The following is a 19,674-nucleotide window of genomic DNA, read 5'->3' as shown; positions in this document are numbered from 1 at the left end:
GCAAGCGGTTTCCAACAGCATGTGTGTCCTGACAACATCCGTAATACGCCGGGGGGCGTGTGTGCGGTGAGGGTTCAGGGGGGCACGTGTGACGGGGTTCGTCTTTCTGCGGGTGAGGGCCTACCGGCTGCTGCTCGCCGCCGCTGTCCTCGCCATCCTGCTGACCACCTCGGTGCTCGCCGCGCTCACCGCGTTCTCCGGTTCCATCGGCGATGCCGCGCTGCGCCACTCCCTCGCCCATCGGTCGGCGTCCGCCGCCTCGCTCGTCGTGTCCGCCCAGGTGGCCTCCGCGCAGCGGGACGCGGCCGACGCGGCCGTCCACAAGAGCGCCCGTGACACCTTCGACGGCCTTCCCATGACCGTCCGGACGCTGGAGACGTCGGGTTCGTACGCGCTGCCGGAGGGTCTGCGGGCTCCGGGCGTCCGGGGCGGCGACCCGGACCTCACCCACTTCGCCTCGCTCGACCGCAGCCGCGTCCGGCTGACCGCGGGCCGTATGCCGGCGGCCGGGAGCGGACGGGCCGGCGATCCCGTCCAGGTCGCCCTGCCGCACACCGCCGCCGGAGCCTTGAAGCTGAGGCCGGGCTCACGGCTCACCCTCACCGACCGGCTGGACGACAAGCCGGTGCGCGTCCTGATCACGGGCGTGTACGAGGCCTCCGACCGGACCGACCCGTACTGGCAGTTGGACGAGCTCGGCGGTCGCGGCATCCGCACGGTGGCCTTCACCACCTACGGTCCGCTGCTCGCCGACCCTGCGGTGCTCGGTTCGGGACGAGTGAGTTCCGGCACGGTGTCCTGGTTGGCCGCGGCCGATTTCCGCTCGGTCACCACAGGGCGGATGGACAGCCTGCACGACGCCGCCACGGCTGCTCCGAAGAAGCTGCGGACCGTCCCCGGGTTCGACAGCGGGGCCACCGTGCGGACCTCGCTCCCCCAGGTGCTGGAGCAGATCGACCGGGCGCTGCTGGTCTCCCGCTCCACGCTGTTGATCGTGGCCGTCCAGCTGGTGATGCTCGCGGGTTACGCGCTGCTGCTGGTGGCCCGGCTGCTGAGCAGTGAACGCGACGGGGAGACCCGGCTGTTGCGGGCCCGCGGCGGATCGCGCGGCCGTATCACCGGATTCGCCGCGATCGAGGCGCTGTTGCTCGCCCTGCCCGCCGCCCTCCTCGCCCCGCTGCTCGCCGGGCCGCTGACCCGGCTGCTCGCGAACAGCGACGCACTGTCCCGGATCGGGTTGCGGCTCAACACGGGCGCGAGCGCCACCGTGTGGCTGGTCTCCGCCGCCGCCGCACTGACGTGTGCGCTGGCCGTCGTGGCGCCCGCGCTGGCGGCCGGTGCCGGGGAGCGTCGCTCCCGCCGTGCCGCGGCGCTGCCCGCGCCGCTCCGGGCGGGCGCCGACATCGGCCTGCTGGTGATCGCGGCGGTGGCGTACTGGCAGCTCGACCGCCAGACCACGGGCTCCGGCGGCGGTGCGCTGAGCGGTGACCGGCAGGGCGGTCTCGGCGTCGATCCGCTGCTCGTCGCGGCCCCCGCCCTGTTGCTGCTCGCGGGCACCGTGCTGACGCTGCGTCTGCTGCCGCCCGCGGCCAGGCTCGCGGAGCGCCGCGCGGCGGGCGGCCGGGGGCTGGCCACGGCACTGGCCGGCTGGCAGTTCAGCCGGCGTCCGCTGCGCAATGCCGGACCGGTGCTGCTGCTGGTGCTGTCGGTCGCCATGGGCATGCTGGCGGTCGGGCAGCGCGCCTCCTGGGACCGTTCCCAGGGCGACCAGGCGGACTTCAGGGCCGGCGCGTCGGTGCGCGTGGTGGGCAGTGTCGAGAACGATCCGGCGCGGGCGGGCGCGTACGCGCGGCTGCCGGGCGTGCGGGAGGCGGCGCCCGCGTTCCGTACGACCTCGGACCTCTCCGATGAACGCACGGCCGAGATCCTCGCCCTGGACACCGCGCACGCCGATGAGCGGATGCTGATGCGCGGCGACCTCGGTGACCGACCGCGGGAGCGGCTGTTCGACTCGCTCGCCCCGCCGAGGACCGCGCGGGCCGGACTGCCGTTGCCGCGGCTCGCCGAGAAGGTCCGGTTCGACGTGCGGATCACGGCGGCCGGGGCGCCCGCGCGGACGTCGCCGTCCGGCGCCGCGCCGCTCGTCACCGTGCTGCTGGAGGATCGTTACGGCTTTCCGTACCGGGTACCGGCCGGAACCGTCCCGGTCGACGGGAGAACGCACCCGTTCACGTTCGCCGTGGCGGCCGGGGGCGATCCCGCGGTGACCGGGTTCGAGCTGGACGGCAATCGGCCGGCCGCCCGGAGCGAGTCCCACCGGGTCGAGATCAGCGCCCTCAGGACCGTGTCGGCCGACGGCACCGAGCAGGAGGTCGCGGTGCCCGACGGGTTCGGCTGGGACGCCACCCGGACCGCCACCGGATCCGGTGAGGCGGGCCCCGGCGATCCGGTGGACGCGAGGGTCTCCGCGACGAGTCTGCTGGCCTTCGGATACGACACCGGAGCAACCGCGGACCTGGAGGATTCGACGCCTTCCTTCTCCGTACGCGCCGCCGCGCCCCGTCCCCGGGCTCCGGCGCTGAACGCGGTGGCCACCGACGCGTACCTGCGCGCCGCCGGGGCGAAGGAGGGGCAGAGCGTCGACGTCACGCTGGCCGGCGAGACGGTCCGGGTGAAGATCGTGCGGGCGGTGCACCGCCTGCCGACCACGGGCCCCGGTAGCGGGCCCGACGCCTCCGTCACCAGTGCCGACCGGCAGCGGGACGGCGGCGCCCTGCTGCTCGACCTCAGGGCTGTCGGCCAGGTCCTCGCCGCGCAGCGCCCGGGGGCGGTGCTGACCCCCGTCGAGTGGTGGCTGAGCACCGCCCCCGGACAGGCCGGAAAGGTCGCCGCCGCGCTGCGGGCACAGCCGTACACCGATCCGGCCCAGGTCCTGGTGCGCGACGAGATCGCGCAGGAACTGGTCGGCGATCCGCTGGGCGCCGGGCCGCAGTCCGCGCTGCCCGCGGTGGCGGTCGTCGCCGCGGCCCTGGCCGCCGTCGGCTTCGCGGTGAACGCCGCCGGCGCGCAGCGCGAACGGTCCGCGGAGTTCGCCGTGCTGCGGGCACTGGGGACGCCGCGGCGACGGCTGACCCGGATGATCGCCGCCGAGCAGGGCGTGCTGATCGCGATCGCGCTGCTGGTCGGGACCGCGCTCGGGGCCGTACTGAACCGTGCCGTCGTGCCGCTCATCGTGCTGACCGGACAGGCCACCGCGCCGGTGCCCTCGGTGCTGGTGCAATTGCCGGCCGGCCAGATCGCCGCGCTGCTGGCGGGAGTCGCCGCGCTGCCGCTGCTGATCGTCGTGTCCCTCGCCTGGCGCGGCGCCGACCCCGCCACCTCGCTGCGCCACCAGGGGGACAACTGACATGAGTCCGCGCTCCGTTCGAGACCGTCGTGCCACCGCGGCCTCTGCGCCCTGGGTCCGTACCCGGCTGCGTACCGCTCCCGGCACGGCCTGGGCGCTCGGGCTGCTGGTGCTGCTGACGGCGTTCCTCGCCGCCGCCTTCCCGCGTGCCGTCGACCGTTACGAGAACGAGGGACTGCGCCGTGACATCGCCACCGCGGACCCCCGGCTCAGCGTTCTGGAGCTGAGCGCACCGCAGCCCGGTCTGCAGGTCTCCCAGCCGCTGCGCGAGGAAGCGGTGCGCGCGCAGTCGCTGGCGTCCGTCCATCGCACGGTGCTGTCCGGGCTGCCCGACGTGATACGGCCCGACACCGCCCAGTCCGCGTACGGTTTCCGCACCGGGATCCCGATCTCCGCCGAGGAGAGCTGGCTGCCCCGGCCCTATCTCATCGACCCCGAGCTGACCTACTCGACCCTGTCGGCCCTCCCGGACCACGCCACCCTGCGCGCCGGGGCGTGGCCCGCCGTCCACGGCACGGTCACGGCGGACACACCGCAGGTGGAGGGAGCGGTCACCGAGGAGACGGCGAAGGCGCTGCGGATCAAGGCCGGCTCGACCGTCTCCGTACCGACTCAGGACGGCACACCGCTGACCGTTCGCATCACGGGCATCGTCGCCCCTCAGCGCCCCGAGGCCGCCTACTGGTCGGCCCAGCCACTGCTCCGGACCCCGTCGCTGGTGGCCGAGCCGAGGGCTGTCGACCCGCGATACTACTGGATCGCGGCCGTCGTGCTGCCGCCGGACGCCGCGCCCGCACTGCTCGCCACCGCCGGTCAGCCGGAGGCGTTCTGGCGGATCGCGCCGGACGCCTCCCCTCTCACCGCCACCGACGTGCCGGCGCTGCGCTCGTCGATCGCCTCGATGGAGGGCGGTCCCGGGCTGGTGGACATGCGGGGGGTGGCCGGCGAGAACGCCACGCTCAAGACCGACCTGGACACGATCCTCAGCAGGTACGACACCCTGCGCGAGGCGATCGGCCCGGTCGTCACGGTCGCCGCCGTGGGCATCGGAGCGGTCGCCGCCGTCGTCGTACTGATGACGATCGGGCTGACGGCCGGGCGGCGCCGCGGCGAACTGGCCTTGCTGCGTGCGCGCGGCGGATCGCTGCGCGGCATCGGCGGTCGACTGCTCGCCGAGACGGTGGTGACCACGGTGCCCGCGGCGGCGCTGGGTCTGCTGCTCGCCGTACTGACCATCGGGGACGCCCGGCTGTGGCCCTCGGTCACCGGCGCGGTCGCCGTCGCCGCGTTCGTCTGCGTCGCCCTGCCGCTGCGTACGGCACTGAAGCACCGCAGGCCGCAGCCGCATGGCGCCCGCGACGACCTGATGAACGCCCGCCCGTCGCGGCGGCGCACGGTCGCCGAACTCACCGCGCTGGTGCTGGCCGTCGGCGCGGTCGTCGCCCTGCGCCGGCGCGGTACGGGCTCCGGCGACGGCGACCTGCTGATCAGCGCCGCCCCCGTGCTGGTCGGTCTGATCGCCGCGCTGGTCCTGGTTCGGCTGCTGCCGGTGCCGCTGCGTCTCGCCCAGCGCTCCGTCGCCCGGCGGCGCGGCGCGATCGGTTTCCTGTCGCTGGCCCGTGCAGGGCGCACCTCGGCCGGCGGCGCGCTGCCGCTGCTCGCGCTGCTGCTCGCGCTGACCACGACGGCGTTCGGCGGCTCGGTGCTCGCGGGCATCGCGGACGCGCGGGACGACGCGGCGGTGCGTGCGATCGGCGCGGACGCCCGGATCAGCGGCCCCGGCGGCTCCGTGCCGCTGCGGGACCGCCTGGTCCGGGAGGTGCGGGAAACGGACGGCGTGCGGGAGGTGGCAGCTGTGGGGATCGAGTACGACGTCTTGCTGCCACTCGACGGGACCGGGGACCAGCACACCAAGAACGCCACCCTGGTGGCCGTCGACCCGGCGACGTATGCCCGGCTGGCCCGCTCGATTGGCCTGGGGGCGTTCCCCGCCGACCTGTTGAAGGCCTCCGCCCCCGCGGCACACAAGGCACCGTCGCGGGACCGGGTGCTGCCCGTCATCGCGTCGCCGTCCGTCGCCCAGCGGCTCGGTGACCGGCCGCACGACTTCTCCGCGGCGGCCGGGACCTTCAGCGCGCAGGTGGCGGGTGTCGTCGCCCGCACTCCCGCCGTTCCCGGCAGCGACTTCCTGATCGTCGACGCCGCGTCGCTCAGCCGCCCGGTGACCACCACCCTGCTGGTCACCGGCGGCTCCCTGGACACGAAGGCGCTGCGCACGGCGGCACACCGCGCGGGCAAGGAGGTCACCGTGCGGCTGCGCACCGAGGAACGCGGGACGTTCGTCGACACCCCCGTGCAGCGGGGGGCCGGGGAGATCTACGCGGCGGCGATCGTGGCGGGGGCGGGCTACGCCCTGCTGGCCGTCCTGCTGTCGTTGTTGCAGACCGCCCCGGAACGCACCGCCCTGCTGGCCCGGCTGCGGACCATGGGCGTCACCTCCCGGCAGGGCAGGCGGCTCCTCGGACTCGAAGCGATGCCTCAGGCGCTGCTGGCGGCCGTCGGCGGGCTGCTCGTCGGCTGGGCGACGGTCGCCCTGCTGGCGCCGGGCATCGACCTGGTGGGCCTCGCACTCTCCACCGGATCCGCAGCCGCCGCACCCGACACCGTCCCGCTGCGGACCGACCCGTGGTCGCTGATGCTCCCGGCGCTCGGCGTGGTCGTCCTCACCGCCGCGGTGGCCGCCGTCCAGGCCTGGTGGACGGGCCGCCGCGGATCGATCACCGAACTCAGGGCAGGAGACCCCCGATGACGTCGCCGTCGACCGACACCACACTGGCCGAACTCGAACAGCGGGCCGCCGCCCGCCGCGACCGGCCCTCGTACGGGCACGACGCGCTGATCGCCTGCGACCGCCTGGTCCGGATCTTTTCCTCGGACGGGGTCGAGGTGCAGGCCCTCCAGGGCCTCGATCTGCTGGTCACCGAGGGCGAGTTGATGGCCCTCGTCGGCGCGTCCGGCAGCGGCAAGTCGACCCTGATGAACATCCTGGCGGGCCTCGATGTGCCCACGGCCGGGTCGGCGAGGGTCGCGGGCTGCGATCTGCTGTCGATGGGCCCGAAGGAACGGCTCCGCTACCGCCGGGACATCGTCGGGTTCGTCTGGCAGCAGACCGCCCGCAATCTGCTCCCGTACCTCACCGCCGTACAGAACATCACCCTGCCGATGCAGCTGCGCGGCCGGGGCCGTGAACGGGCCGAACGCGCCGAGTCGTTGCTCCGGATGCTGGGGCTGGAGGAGTGCCGCGACCGGCGCCCGCAGCAGCTCTCCGGCGGCCAGCAGCAGCGGGTGGCGATAGCCGTCGCGCTCGCCAACCGTCCTTCGTTGCTGCTCGCCGACGAGCCGACCGGCGAACTCGACTCGGCCTCCGGCGAGCAGGTCTTCGCCGCGTTCCGCCGTGCCAACGAGGAACTCGGCACCACGATCGTGATCGTCACGCACGACCAGGCGGTGGCGGGCGAGGTCCGTCGTACGGTCGCCATCCGGGACGGCCGTACGTCCTCCGAGGTGCTGCGCCGCACCGAGGTCGACGCGTCGACGGGCCTGGAGTCCCAGGTGGCGCGCGAGTACGCGATGCTCGACCGCGCGGGCCGCCTGCAACTGCCCGCCGACTACACGGAGGCGCTCGGGATGGAGCACCGCGTGATGCTGGAGCTGGAGCAGGACCACATCGGGGTCTGGCCGGACGACCAGCCGCGCCCGTGAGGGCAGTTGGTGGTGCCAGCCCCAGGTGGCTTCGACCGGCTGGCCCGATGTTCCCGTGCCGGGCAGGCCCCTAGCGTCGTACGGGAATCATCCGCCTGATCCCGAGGAGCACGATGCGCGGCACCGCACTGGCCACCGCCGGCCTGGGCCTGACCTGTTTACTCGCGGGCACGGTGCCCGCGTCGGCGGTCCCTGCCACCCCCACTCACCAACGGCTCGTCTGGGGCCCCTGCTCGCCGCAGCAGCGGGAGCTGAACGAGGCGGGCGCGCAGTGCGCGAAGGTGACCGTCCCCCTCGACTACTCCGATCCCGGCGGACCGACGATCCGGATCGCCGTCTCCCGTATCAAGGCCGGTACCGGGCACGGGAAGCGGCGGGGCATCCTGCTGTCGAATCCGGGCGGACCGGGCGGCACCGGGCTCGCCGACACTCTGCGTCTGCGGCCCGCTTTGAAGGACGTGGCCGACCGCTACGACCTGATCGGCTTCGATCCCCGTTTCCTCGGCGAGTCCACCCCGCTCGCCTGCGACCCCGCCGCCCCGATGCCCGCGCCCGGCCCGACCACGACCCGCCGCGAGGACTTCGAGCGGTCGGTACGGTCCGCCCGCGACACCGCACGCCGCTGCCGGGAGCACGGGGACAACGCACGGCTCCTGCCGCACGCCACGTCCCGGAACGTCGCCCGCGACATGGACGCGATCCGCTCGGCACTGGGCGAGCGCAGGCTCTCGTACTACGGCGTCTCGTACGGTGCCGACCTGGGTGCCGTCTACACCCAGATGTTCCCCCGCCGCGCCGACCGCATCGTCATCGACTCCTCGACCGACCCGTCGGCCACCCAGTACGAACTCTTCCAGCGGGCGGGCAAGCCGCTCGAAGAGGCCCTGGACGCCTGGGCCGGGTGGGCCGCCCGGCACCATGACACCTACGGGCTCGGCAGCACGCCCGCCCGAGTGCGCTCCAGCGTCCAGCGCTTGCTCGACGGGGCCGAGCGGCGCCCGGTCACCGTCTCGGGCGTACGGCTCGACGCGCCGTTGCTGCGGCTGGTGCTGAGGCAGCTCATCCAGCACGAGGAGTACGATCCGGCACTCGCCGGTACGGTGCGCGACCTGGCCGACGCCGCCGCGGGTCGGCCGGTCGAACCCGGCCCCGAGCTCGCCGCCATGCTGGAGCTGCTCGCCTCGCCCGAGCTGGCGGACAGCATGCTGGGCGGGGCCCTGTTCATGTGCGGTGACAGCGGCTGGCCGGCGGGCGGCTGGCCGGAGAACCCGGAGACGTACTGGCAGAACATGGAGCGCAGCCGCGCCGCGCAGCCCGTCTTCGGCCCGCTCGTCAACGGCATGATGGCCCCGTGCGCGTTCTGGCCGAGCACGTCCCGCGAACCCGCCACGGTGATCGGCAACGACGTGCCCGTCCTGATGCTCCAGGCCCGGCGCGACAACAACGTCCCGTACGAGGGAGCGCTGGCGCTGCACCACCGCCTGACCGGTTCTCGACTGGTGACGGCGGACATCCGTTCGCACGGGGTGTACGGGCGAGGACTCGACGGCCTCACCCCCGTCCCCTGCGCCGACGAAACCGTCGACGCCTATCTGCGCGACGGCACACTGCCCGCCGCCGATCTGCTCTGCCCCCGTGCCGGGGAGGAACGTTGATCAGCAGACGTACGGGCCTGGCGGCCACGGCGGCGGCCCTGTTCACCGCGGCGTCCGGCCCGGCGGCGACGGCCGCCGCACCCCGTCACGACCCCGGGCTCCGCAGCCGTCTCCAGAGCGATGTGGACGCGATCCTGGCCACCGGGGCCACCGGCGTACTGGCCGAGGTGCAGAGCGCCCACGGCCGGACGACCGCCCGCGCCGGCTCCGCCGACCTGCGGGCCCCGCACCACCCGGTCCCCCGGAACGCCTACTACCGGATCGGCAGCGACACCAAGACCTTCACGGCCACGCTCGCCCTCCAGCTGGTGGGCGACGGGCAGCTCGCGCTCACGGACACCGTCGAGCGGTGGCTTCCCGGCGCCGTGCGGTGCAACGGCAACGACGGCCGCAGGATCACGGTCGCCGATCTGCTGCGCCAGACCAGCGGGCTGAACGACTATCTCGCCGTCTCACCGGACGCGGCCGAGGCGTTCACCCCGGCCGGCTACCGCCGGTCGCGGTTCCGCACCACGCCCCCCGAGGACCAGCTGAAGGCGGCCGTGAGCCGACCGCCCCTGTGGGTGCCGGACACCGGACAGCCCGCCGGGGAACGACGCTGGGGCTACTCCAACACCAACTACGTGGTGGCGGGCCTGATCATCGAGCAGGTGACCGGCCACTCCTGGGCGCAGGAGATCCACGACCGGATCATCGAGCCCCTGGGCCTGCGCCACACCTTCACACCGGGCACCTCGCCGTACGTCCCCCGGCCCACTGCCACCGCGTACACCTGGTTCCCCGGCCGCACCCGGCCGACCGACACGACGACGGCGTCCGGCGGCGGGGCCGACGGCTCCGTCATCAGCACCACCCATGACCACGGCGTCTTCCTGCGCGCCCTGATGAGTGGCCGGCTGCTGCGCCCGGCCCAGCTGGCGGCAATGAAGGAGACGGTCGCGGCCGAGGACTGGATTGCGGCGCCGGGGGTTCGTTACGGACTGGGCATCGCCTGGCGCCCGGTGGCCGGGAGCGACGGCGGTATCTGGTTCCACGGCGGAACCCATCTGGGAATCGTCTCCGAGAGCGGGGTGACGCCGGACGGCTCCCGGGCCGCGACCAGCGCCACGTTCACCCTGCGCATGGGCGACCCGGCCCAGGACGCCCAGGACGCGGCCGCGCTACGACTGGTGGACAGGGCCCTGACCGGTTAGGTCCTGTCGGTCTGTCCGGACGGATCCGTCGGCCTGTCCGGACAGGGCCTGTCGTCGGGCCGTCGCTCAGCCCGCGCCCACCGTCACCGCGAGCGTGCCGAGTCCGCTGCGCGGACCGCGCAGGGCGATCGAGCCGAACGGGGTACGCAGCCGCAGCCAGGACCCGGCCGCGAGCAGGGCGACGGGGAAGTCCGGCGCCGGGCGGAGGAAGCCCAGGGACTGGGCGGCGTGGACGGCCCTCAACGGAAGCTCGGTGGAGCCGACCGTGCGCGACCAGATCTCGCGGCCGATCAGGTCCCGCTCCACCCGGGTGCGGCGGCCCTCGGGCAGTGCCTCGTCGCGGGAGCGGAACTCCGCCACCGCCCCGGTGACCGCCGTGCGCAGGGAGACCGGGTCGGGCAGGCCGGACACTTCGTGCCAGCCACCGCGGGGCGGCAGGACACCCGTCCACGGCGGTCCGGTGACCGGTGCGGGCAGGGCGCCCGAACCGGCTGCCACGCCCTCGACGTCGAGGGATTCGAGGAGCTCACCGGCGGACACCGTGACGTCGAAGTCGTGCGATCCGGCCAGCCGCGCCGCCCGGATCGCCAGCACCTCGAACGACGGCGGCCTGCCGAACACGGCCAGCGCGCCGCCGCCCGCCTGCATCCGCACGGCGGCGGCCCGGTCGTAGTGGAGCAGCCGGCCGAGGAAGGCCGCGAGATCCGCGGCCTCCCTCGTGTCGGCGAACTCCAGCGACCTCACGGGCACCGTCATGCTGCGGCAGGCTCCTCGGCCAGGTACTGCTGGAGGAAGAGCTTCTCCTCGGCGGAGATCCGCCGCGGCCGCTCCTCCGCCAGGTCGTACGGCACGACGACGGTCGTGGCGCGCACGTACACCTGGTCCGGGTCCTTGATCTCGTACGCGATCGTCAGCGACGCAGCGCCGATCTTCGTGACCCAGGACTCGACGGTCACCGGCTCGTGCCGGTGGACCAGCGGCCGTACGTAGTCGATCTCGTGCCGGGCCACGACGGACCCGCCCGAGAAGGACGGCGAACCGTCCCCCGGCGCCAGCCGGAACATGAAGTCGATGCGCGCCTCCTCCAGATAGCGGAGGAAGACCACGTTGTTGACGTGGCCGAAGGCGTCCATGTCCGACCAGCGCAGCGGGCAGTTGTAGATGTGACGTGCCAAGACGATCAGCCTCGCGTGAGCTTCTTGTACGTGGCACGGTGCGGACGGGCCGCGTCCGCGCCGAGGCGGTCGACCTTGTTCTTCTCGTACGACTCGAAGTTGCCCTCGAACCAGTACCACTTGGAGTCGCCCTCGTACGCCAGGATGTGCGTGGCGACGCGGTCCAGGAACCAGCGGTCGTGGGAGATGACCACCGCGGCGCCCGGGAACTCCAGCAGCGCGTTCTCCAGCGAGGACAGGGTCTCGACGTCGAGGTCGTTGGTGGGCTCGTCGAGGAGCAGCAGGTTGCCGCCCTCCTTGAGCGTCAGCGCGAGGTTGAGGCGGTTGCGCTCACCACCGGACAGGACGCCGGCCGGCTTCTGCTGGTCCGGGCCCTTGAAGCCGAACGCGGAGACGTAGGCCCGCGAGGGCATCTCGACCTGGCCGACGTTGATGTAGTCCAGCTCGTCCGAGACGACGGCCCAGAGGGTCTTCTTCGGGTCGATGTTGGCACGGGACTGGTCGACGTAGGAGATCTTGACCGTGTCACCGATCTTGATGGAGCCGGTGTCCGGGGTCTCCAGGCCCTGGATCATCTTGAACAGCGTGGTCTTGCCCGCGCCGTTCGGCCCGATGACGCCGACGATGCCGTTGCGCGGCAGCGTGAACGACAGGTCGTCGATGAGGACCTTGTCGCCGAAGGCCTTCGAGAGGTTCTCGACCTCGACGACGATGGAACCGAGCCGCGGGCCCGGCGGAATCTGGATCTCCTCGAAGTCCAGCTTCCGCATCTTGTCCGCCTCGGCCGCCATCTCCTCGTAACGGGCGAGACGCGCCTTGGACTTGGTCTGCCGGCCCTTGGCGTTGGAGCGGACCCACTCCAGCTCTTCCTTGAGCCGCTTGGCGCGCTTCTCGTCCTTGCGGCCCTCGACCTTGAGGCGGGTGGCCTTCTTGTCGAGGTACGTGGAGTAGTTGCCCTCGTAGGGCAGGGCACGGCCGCGGTCGAGTTCGAGGATCCACTCGGCGACGTTGTTCAGGAAGTAGCGGTCGTGGGTCACCGCGACCACGGCGCCCGCGTACTTCGAGAGGTGCTGCTCCAGCCAGTTCACCGACTCGGCGTCGAGGTGGTTGGTGGGCTCGTCGAGGAGGAGCAGGTCCGGGGCCTCGATCAGCAGCTTGCAGAGCGCGACGCGGCGCTTCTCGCCACCGGAGAGGTTGCCGACCGGCCAGTCGCCGGGCGGGCAGCCCAGGGCGTCCATGGCCTGCTCCAGCTGGGCGTCCAGGTCCCACGCGTTGGCGTGGTCCAGGTCCTCCTGGAGCTTGCCCATCTCCTCCAGCAGCGCGTCGGAGTAGTCGGTCGCCATGAGCTCGGCGACCTCGTTGAAGCGCTTGAGCTTGCCCATGATCTCGGCGGCGCCGTCCTGGACGTTCTCCAGGACCGTCTTCGACTCGTCGAGCTTCGGCTCCTGCATGAGGATGCCGACGCTGAAGCCGGGCGACAGGAACGCGTCACCGTTGGACGGCTGCTCCAGGCCCGCCATGATCTTCAGCACCGTGGACTTACCGGCGCCGTTGGGGCCCACGACACCGATCTTCGCGCCGGGCAGGAAGTTCAGGGTGACGTCATCGAGGATCACCTTGTCGCCGTGCGCTTTGCGCGTCTTGCGCATGGTGTAGATGTACTCAGCCAAGAGAAACCGTCCGGCTATCGATGTGTGGGCAGATACACCCCATCTTGCCTGACGGCCGTCCCGGGACGGAAACCAGTCCGGTCCGCGGTACGCCTTCCGCGGCTCATGGCACGCGCCGCTTCCCGTGTCCCGGCGTGCGTCGGCCCCGGTACGCCGTCGCGCACCGGGGCCGAGGTCGGGCGGGTGTGACGGTCCGCCCACCCTTCGTCACTCCGTGGTCAGCCGCTGATCACTGGGCGGGGGACTGCGTCTTGCGCTTGCGGAGCATGAAGACCGCGCCGCCGCCGACGACGACGAGGGCGATCGCGACGCCCGCGATGACCGGGGTGGCGCTGGAGCCACCGGTCTCGGCGAGGTCACCCGAGCCACCGGTCGAGCCGCCACCGGTCGTGGCCGGGGCGGGCTTGTCACCGCCGGTCTGGGTGTCGGTGCCGCCGGTGCCGCTGCCGCTGGTCTTGCAGTCCAGGACGCCCTTGAACGTCTTGCTGAAGCCACCGGGGCCGGTCACCGTGATGTCGTACGCCTGGTCCTCGGCGACCGGGACGGTCACGGTCTCGGACTTGCCCGCCTCGACGGTGTGCTCCGCCCCGGCCAGCTCGAAGGTGAACGCCTCGTCGCCCTGGTTGGTCGCGGTGACGTCCACGCCGCCCTTGGCGCAGTTCTTCTTGGCCGACACGGCCGGGATCGCACCCTGCTTGGCCCAGGTCGCGTTGGCGGTCGCGGAGACCGTGGACTCGCTGGAGCCGGCCAGGATCATGGTCTGGCTCTTGGTCACCCCGGCGAAGACCCGGCCGACCGGCACCGACGTGGTGGCCTGGACGGTCAGCGAGGCCGAGCCGTCGGCGGCGCCCGCCGGAACGTCGAAGTAGAGCTGGGCACCGTCGGCCGCGGCCGTCACGGGCTTGCCGGCCTTGTCGGTGACCTTGACACCGCTGGCGGCGTCGGCGGGCGGGGTCACGGAGACCTGACCCGCGTTGGTGTGGACGGTGATCGGGCCGAGCCGCTCACCGGACCGGCCGGAGACCGCGGCCGGGTCCAGGGCGAGGGACGCCTTGGGCTCGGCCTGGTCGGCGGCGTTCTGCTCCAGCCAGTCGGCGAGCTTCTCGGCCTGGCTGTCGGCCGCGTCGACATCGGCATCGTCCGAGTAGCGCCAGATCGCGACCTGGGTGCCCGCCGCCGCGGTCTTCTCGGTGAGCGGTCCGGTGCCGGCCTGCTCGGCGAGCGCCGCGAGGTCGTCGACCTGCGGGTAGGAGTGCTCCAGGATCCAGCGGATCTTGCCCGCGTTCTTGTTGCTGCCGAGCGAGGTCTGGTTCCAGGGGGTCTCCAGGTACTTCGCCTGGTCCTGGGTGGGGTTGTTGATGTCGATGCAGTACGTCTTGAGCTTGCCGCCGCCGTCGACGGTCATCTCGAAGAGCCCGGCGGGCACCGGCTCGTTCTTGCCGTTCACGTGGATCACGGCACGGTCGTAGGTCTTCAACCCGTCCAGGACCGCGGCCGCGCCACCTTGATGCTGCGGCGCCTCGTCGGCGACCGCGCCGCCGGCGCCGACAAGGGTGCCTGCCATGACCAGACCGGATGCCACCACCGACGCGGCCAGCCGGGCCATGCCCCGCCGTCGTGGAGTACGGGTCGTCTCCATGGACGACGAAACGGTCGCTGAAGAAGCAGAAAACACAGAATTCCCCTCCGGGCGAGACCTTCCGCGCCTGATGCGCGTGTGGGGACTGTCTCGCCAGTCGACTCAAGTACCCCGTGAGTACGGGGGAATCCTAAGGAGGAAGAGATGAACAATCCCCCCTCATACCGTCGTACAACCATTCCGAATCGGAATCGTTATCGCCGGTATCGCGCGCGGCGCCTCGACGCCCCTCGATCCAACTCATCGTCAGATCCACCCTCGCTCCGGCCCGGTCACGACATCGACGCCAGCTCCTTACCGCGCTTCTGACGCACCGTCGGCCGCCGCACCCGCTGTCGGCCGGTCCGTTCAGCCTGTTCGGCTCGCTCGGCCTGTTCGCCCCCCTCGGCCCGCTCGGACTGTTCACCCTCTCCCTCCCGCTCGTCCCCCTCGTCCCGTGACGCTTCGCGCGAACCACCCGGCCGCACCTCGCCCACCTCCCGTGCTTCCCGTGTCTCCCGCGCCGGGCCGCCCGACCAGTCCGGCTCGTCCGAGCGCCCCGGTCCGTCGCCCTGGTCCACCGCGCCGTCCGCACTCCCCCGGCGTGCCACCGGCCCCGGCTCGCTCCTCATCACCCGCCGGAACGCGGCCGTCCCCCGTGTCAGATCGTGTCCCACGGCAACCGCCTCGATGTCCACGAACGTCCGGCGCCGGCCCTCCCGTTCCTCCTCGCGGACCTTCAACCTGCCATGCACGACAAGTGGTTCTCCGACCGAGACGGAAGCGGTCAGATTCGACGCCAGGGTCCGCCAGGCCCACACGGTGTAGAAGCTGGTGTGCCCGTCCGTCCAGAGCTGTTTCTCGCGATCCCAACGGCGTGGTGTCACCGCGAACCTGAATCGCGCCATTCCGCCGGTCGCGGTCTCCCGGAACTCCACGCCCGTCGCCGCGTTTCCCACCAGTGTCACCAAGGTGTCGTTCATGACTCCGCCTCCCCTTCGGCCTTCGGCTCCAGCGACCGCACCCGCGCGGTCACCGGTCCCAGGTTGAAGGGAAGGCGGAAATGCCGCTGATGCCTGTGGACTACCGGACAGTTGTGGAAAACTCCGTCACCGCCACGTACCGCTCCCGCACCTCGCGGTAGCGCACGAGTTCCGCGGCCACCGGATCGAGCACCCGCGCCCGTCCGCAGGCCGCCGCCGCCTCGCGCAGTTGCCGCTCGGCCTCCTGTCCGTACCGTCGCGCGGGCCCCCGGGCCGCGGCCGCGCACGACCACTCCACCAACGGGCCTCCGACGACCCCGGCCAGCATCACCAGGGCGGGCGTGAGGAACCCGGGTGCGAGCACACCGACGATCTGGCCGACCAGCCAGAGTCCGCCGAAGATCTGCAGCAGCGTCATCGACGCCTGTGCCAGCACGGCGGCGGGCCACCACCTGGGCCGCGGCGGCCTCCCGCCCACGCGACCGCTGTGCGCCACACCGGAGGCCCCGGCCACCCCGGTCGCCACGACCGTCGAACCGCCCGGACCCGCCGCACCGCGCACGCCACCCGCCTCACCGGCGCCGCCCATGTCCCCGGCACCGCCCGTCGGCCGCCCGCGCCCGTCCGCGGCGCCAGTCCTCTCCGCCAGTTCGTCGAGCGCCTCCGGCAGCCCCTCGGCACCCTTCACCGCGGCCTCGCGGACCGCCTGGGCCCAGGGGCCGGGCAGCCCGTCGGCGGCCCCGTCCGCCACCGTCCGCACCGCCTGTTCGACGCGTTGACGGGCGGTGAGCCGCTCCTCGGGGGGTGCGGGCCGCGCCGGACACTCCAGGCTTCCCGGCCGCCGGGTGGACTCGTACCAGCGCCACAGCCGCAACCACGGCGTGCCGCACGCCCGTCCGGCGTTCCTGCGCCATTCGCGCTCGGCCGCCTGGCCCGCCGCGCCCGCTCCGACGGCTTCCGCGAGCCGGTCGGCGAACTCCTCGCGGGCGCGCTCGCCCAGACCGGGGCGCCCCTCCGCCACGTACAACGGACGCAGCCTGGCCGCGGCGGCGTCCACGTCCGCGGAGAGCCTGCGCGCGGCGGCCGTGCGCTCCTGGACGAACCGGCCGAGCACCTCGCGCAGTTCGCCCATGCCTTCGCCGGTGAGCGCGGACAAGGACATGACGGTGGCGCCCGGTTCGCCGTGTTCGCCGAGCGCCATGCCGTCCTCGTCGAGCAGCCTGCGCAGATCGTCGAGGATCTGGTCGGCGGCGTCGCCGGGCAGCCGGTCGATCTGGTTCAGAACGACGAAGGTGATCTCGGCGTGCTCGGCAAGCGGCCGCAAGTAACGCTCGTGCAGGGCCGCGTCCGCATACTTCTCCGGGTCGACGACCCAGATCACCGCATCGACCAGCGCGAGCACCCGGTCGACCTGATCACGGTGCCCGGTCGCCGCCGAGTCGTGGTCGGGCAGGTCGACGAGGACGAGCCCCTGCAGCGCCTCGTCGGCGTCCGGACCGCCCTGCTGCGGCCTGCGCCGGAGCCGTCCGGGGATGGCGAGCCGGTCCAGCAGTCCGGCGGCCCCGTCGGTCCAGGAGCAGGCGATGGGGGCGGCGGTGGTCGGCCTGCGCAGCCCGGTGTCGGAGATCTGGACGCCCGCGAGGGAGTTGAAGAGCGTCGACTTGCCGCTGCCGGTCGCTCCGGCGATGGCGACGACGGTGTGCCGGGAGGAGAGCCGCCGCCGGGCCGCCGCTTCGTCGAGCACGCGCCCCGCTTCGGCGAGGGTGGCCCGGTCGAGCCTGGCCCTCGACAGTCCGACGAGTTCACGCAGCGCGTCGAGCCGCGGCCCGAGCGGACCGCCGGACGGTACGTACGCCTCGACCTGCGGCGGACGTACGTCCTCGTCCAGGACGGCACCGGGCTCGGAATTCGCCGCCTTGACGGCCGCGCGCCGGGCGATGAACCCGTCGTTCCAGTCGCCGCGCGCCTGGGGCGCCGGGCCCCGGGCCGGGCGGTCCTGATCACGGTCCTCGTGAGAAGCGGGACTCTCGCCCCGGCCGGGCCCCTCGTCAATGACGGCAGTCATCGCTGCCACCTCTCCTTCTGCAGTACGGACAGGGCGGCGATCAGTTCGGCCTGCGGCTCCGGCGCCACGTCGAGCGCGTCGAGCGGCGCGAGCCGCCGGTCGCGCTCGCCGTCCAGCACCCGGTCGAGGCAGTCGGTGAGCAGGACCCCGCCCTTGTCGCGCAGCCGCAGCGCACCCTGGGCACCGATCCGTTCGGCAAGCTGTTCGCCGGCGCCGCGGGTGCGCCGCCCGCCGAGCAGTGCGGCGGCCAGCAACGCCGTCACGGTCTCGGCGTCCGGCGCGGCGCTGCGTTCGAGTCGGCGCACCTCTTCCTCGGCGAGTTCCTCCAGCACCCGCCACCAGCGTCGTACGGCCATGGAGATCCGGCCCCGGATGTCCTCGGCGGGCCCCCACCCCCCGGCCTCCCGGCCGACGTCCTCGAAACCGAAGACCCCGGCCGCGGGCTCGCGCCGCCAGGTCGTGCGGATCTGTTCGTCGGCGGCTGCCACGGCGCACTGCAGTAGTGCGGCGAGACTCTCCACCAGCGCTTCGAGGAGTTCCTCGGAGGTGCTGTACAGCGGGTATCCGCGCCATCGGGTGCGGGCGTCCCCGGCGAGCACACCGCCGTTGGCCAGGCGCCGCCGGACCCGGGCGCCCTCCGTGAGGTACGCGTCCTCGACCATACCGGTCAGCCGCACGGCGGCCGCGTGCTGCGCCGCGACGGCTCCGGCCAGCGCGGGCATCCGCACGCCCAGCGAGTCGATGACCCCGGCCGCCGTGCGCCCGACCGCCTGCTGACGGGCCGCCGGGTCCTGGGCGCGATGGGTGAGCCAGGCCCGCAACGGGGCGACCGCGGTGGTGGGAAGCAGCCCGCTGCCGCCGCCGGCCGATTCGGGCAGTTCGGGGATGGTGAAGCGGGGCACCTCACCGAGGCCCGCCTTGGTGAGCAGCGCCCCGTACTGCCGCGAGACCTCGGCGATCACCTGGTGCGGCACCCGGTCGAGGACGGTGACGAGCGAGGCGTCGTACTCCTTGGCGGTACGCAGCAGATGCCATGGCACCGCGTCCGCGTACCGGGAGGCCGTGGTCACCATGACCCACACGTCGGCGGCGGAGATCAGCTCGGCGGCCAGCACTCGGTTGCGTACCACGAGCGAGTCGATGTCGGGCGCGTCGAGCAGCGCGAGCCCGCGCGGCAACCCGTTGGCGGTCTCGACGCGCAGCACGGTCCCGTCCTCGTCCTCGCTCCCGTCGAGCCCGTCAAGGTCGTCGCACCGGCCCTGATACCCCGACTCCTCCGGCGGCAGCCAGACCCGGGTGAGCTGTGGCAGCACACGGCCACCGGCGAACCAGTGGTGATCATCCGGATGACAGACGAGCACGGGTGTCCGCGTGGTCGGCCGCAGCACCCCGGCCTCGCTGACCAGCCGTCCCACCAGCGAATTGACGAGGGTCGACTTCCCGGCCCCGGTGGAGCCGCCGATGACCGCGAGCAGGGGTGCTTCAGGATCCCTGAGCCGGGGAAGCAGATAGTCGTCGAGCTGGGCGAGCAGCTCGCTCCGGGTCTGGCGAGCGCGTGGGGCGCCCGGCAGCGGAAGTGGAAGACGCACGGCAGCGACACGGTCGCGCAGGGCGGAAAGTGCGTCGATGAGCTGAGGCCGTACGTCCAAGGTCACCACATGCGAAGAATGCCCAATTTTGAAGCCTTTTTGAAGCGTATAGCCGCCTCTGCGCGCCGGTTCTCCCCTTGGGACGGAGTCCGGACAGAGGGGACGAGTGGGGCGCAGGCATAACGAGTGCACAACACCCGGGGCGCGAGGCGTCAAAAGCGATGCGCGAATCCCACCTACCTGCGATTATCGGTTCGCTTCACCGAACCTCCACATCGTGCCACGCAGGTGAAGCAACCGGGTCGAGGCGATCGGAGCCCTATCCTTGTCCCGGCAGGTCACCGACCGGCCCGGCCCCAGGGCTCCAGGCCGCCGAGGCCACCATCCGGCCCCCGTAGCTCAGTGGATAGAGCAGGCGCCTTCTAAGCGCTTGGCCGCAGGTTCGAGTCCTGCCGGGGGCGCACAACCCGCACGATCAGGAGGCCCTCCGCATCGGAGGGCCTTTTCGCTGGTCGGAGGCACGCTAGCGAGCGCGCCGTAGTGGGACTCTGTCCAGCG

Annotated in this window: 12 protein-coding genes and 1 tRNA gene; 6 read left to right on the top strand and 7 right to left on the bottom strand. The window is 72.8% G+C overall.

The genetic code is table 11. The features are described 5' to 3' along the window. The first annotated feature begins 88 nt into the window (after window positions 1–88). The 5 genes from ABZ826_RS00425 to ABZ826_RS00405 all read left to right on the top strand — a co-directional run bounded on the left by ABZ826_RS00425 (window position 89) and on the right by ABZ826_RS00405 (window position 10,016). Window positions 89–3,406 carry an ABC transporter permease gene (locus ABZ826_RS00425; RefSeq protein WP_361439882.1) on the top strand — a complete coding sequence of 1,106 codons (3,318 nt, stop codon included), beginning with the start codon at window positions 89–91 and terminating at the stop codon, window positions 3,404–3,406. A 1-nt stretch (window position 3,407) separates the two neighbouring features. Then, window positions 3,408–6,215: an FtsX-like permease family protein gene (locus tag ABZ826_RS00420; RefSeq protein WP_361439879.1), complete on the top strand. Its 2,808-nt coding sequence runs from the start codon at window positions 3,408–3,410 to the stop codon at window positions 6,213–6,215. Beyond that, window positions 6,212–7,168, top strand: a complete 957-nt coding sequence (locus ABZ826_RS00415) for an ABC transporter ATP-binding protein (protein ID WP_361439876.1) — start codon at window positions 6,212–6,214, stop codon at window positions 7,166–7,168. The genes ABZ826_RS00420 and ABZ826_RS00415 overlap by 4 nt, the downstream gene beginning before the upstream one ends. Window positions 7,169–7,281: 113 nt before the next feature. Beyond that, a complete protein-coding gene (locus ABZ826_RS00410; RefSeq protein WP_361439873.1) occupies window positions 7,282–8,823 on the top strand; it encodes an alpha/beta hydrolase in 1,542 nt (513 codons plus the stop codon). Beyond that, on the top strand, window positions 8,820–10,016 hold the full coding sequence (locus ABZ826_RS00405; protein WP_361439870.1) for a serine hydrolase domain-containing protein: 1,197 nt from the start codon (window positions 8,820–8,822) through the stop codon (window positions 10,014–10,016). The genes ABZ826_RS00410 and ABZ826_RS00405 overlap by 4 nt, the downstream gene beginning before the upstream one ends. Before the next feature lie 66 nt (window positions 10,017–10,082). Here the strand turns inward: ABZ826_RS00405 and ABZ826_RS00400 are convergent, their stop codons facing one another. The 7 genes from ABZ826_RS00400 to ABZ826_RS00370 all read right to left on the bottom strand — a co-directional run bounded on the left by ABZ826_RS00400 (window position 10,083) and on the right by ABZ826_RS00370 (window position 19,176). Further along, complete coding sequence (locus ABZ826_RS00400; RefSeq protein WP_361439867.1) at window positions 10,083–10,772, bottom strand: hypothetical protein; 690 nt, start codon at window positions 10,770–10,772, stop codon at window positions 10,083–10,085. After that, on the bottom strand, window positions 10,769–11,191 hold the full coding sequence (locus tag ABZ826_RS00395; protein ID WP_361439864.1) for a thioesterase family protein: 423 nt from the start codon (window positions 11,189–11,191) through the stop codon (window positions 10,769–10,771). The genes ABZ826_RS00400 and ABZ826_RS00395 overlap by 4 nt, the downstream gene beginning before the upstream one ends. Window positions 11,192–11,196: 5 nt before the next feature. After that, window positions 11,197–12,861 carry an energy-dependent translational throttle protein EttA gene (gene ettA / locus ABZ826_RS00390; protein WP_361439861.1) on the bottom strand — a complete coding sequence of 555 codons (1,665 nt, stop codon included), beginning with the start codon at window positions 12,859–12,861 and terminating at the stop codon, window positions 11,197–11,199. Between the two features lie 229 nt (window positions 12,862–13,090). Further along, on the bottom strand, window positions 13,091–14,500 hold the full coding sequence (locus ABZ826_RS00385; RefSeq protein ID WP_361439858.1) for an LAETG motif-containing sortase-dependent surface protein: 1,410 nt from the start codon (window positions 14,498–14,500) through the stop codon (window positions 13,091–13,093). Between the two features lie 272 nt (window positions 14,501–14,772). After that, window positions 14,773–15,462: a single-stranded DNA-binding protein gene (locus ABZ826_RS00380; protein WP_361439855.1), complete on the bottom strand. Its 690-nt coding sequence runs from the start codon at window positions 15,460–15,462 to the stop codon at window positions 14,773–14,775. Window positions 15,463–15,562: 100 nt separating this feature from the next. Continuing rightward, on the bottom strand, window positions 15,563–17,527 hold the full coding sequence (locus tag ABZ826_RS00375; protein WP_361439852.1) for a GTPase: 1,965 nt from the start codon (window positions 17,525–17,527) through the stop codon (window positions 15,563–15,565). Then, complete coding sequence (locus ABZ826_RS00370; protein WP_361440416.1) at window positions 17,524–19,176, bottom strand: dynamin family protein; 1,653 nt, start codon at window positions 19,174–19,176, stop codon at window positions 17,524–17,526. Before ABZ826_RS00370 ends, ABZ826_RS00375 begins: the two co-directional genes overlap by 4 nt. Window positions 19,177–19,504: 328 nt before the next feature. Between ABZ826_RS00370 and ABZ826_RS00365 the strand changes: the two genes are divergently transcribed. Next, a tRNA-Arg gene (locus tag ABZ826_RS00365) sits at window positions 19,505–19,577 on the top strand. The last annotated feature ends 97 nt before the right edge of the window (window positions 19,578–19,674 follow it).

The sequence above is a fragment of the Streptomyces sp. NPDC047515 genome, assembly GCF_040643055.1.
Lineage (GTDB): Bacteria > Actinomycetota > Actinomycetes > Streptomycetales > Streptomycetaceae > Streptomyces.
The sequence above is the reverse complement of the archived record's forward strand: the minus strand, read 5'-3'. Positions and strand labels throughout refer to the sequence as shown.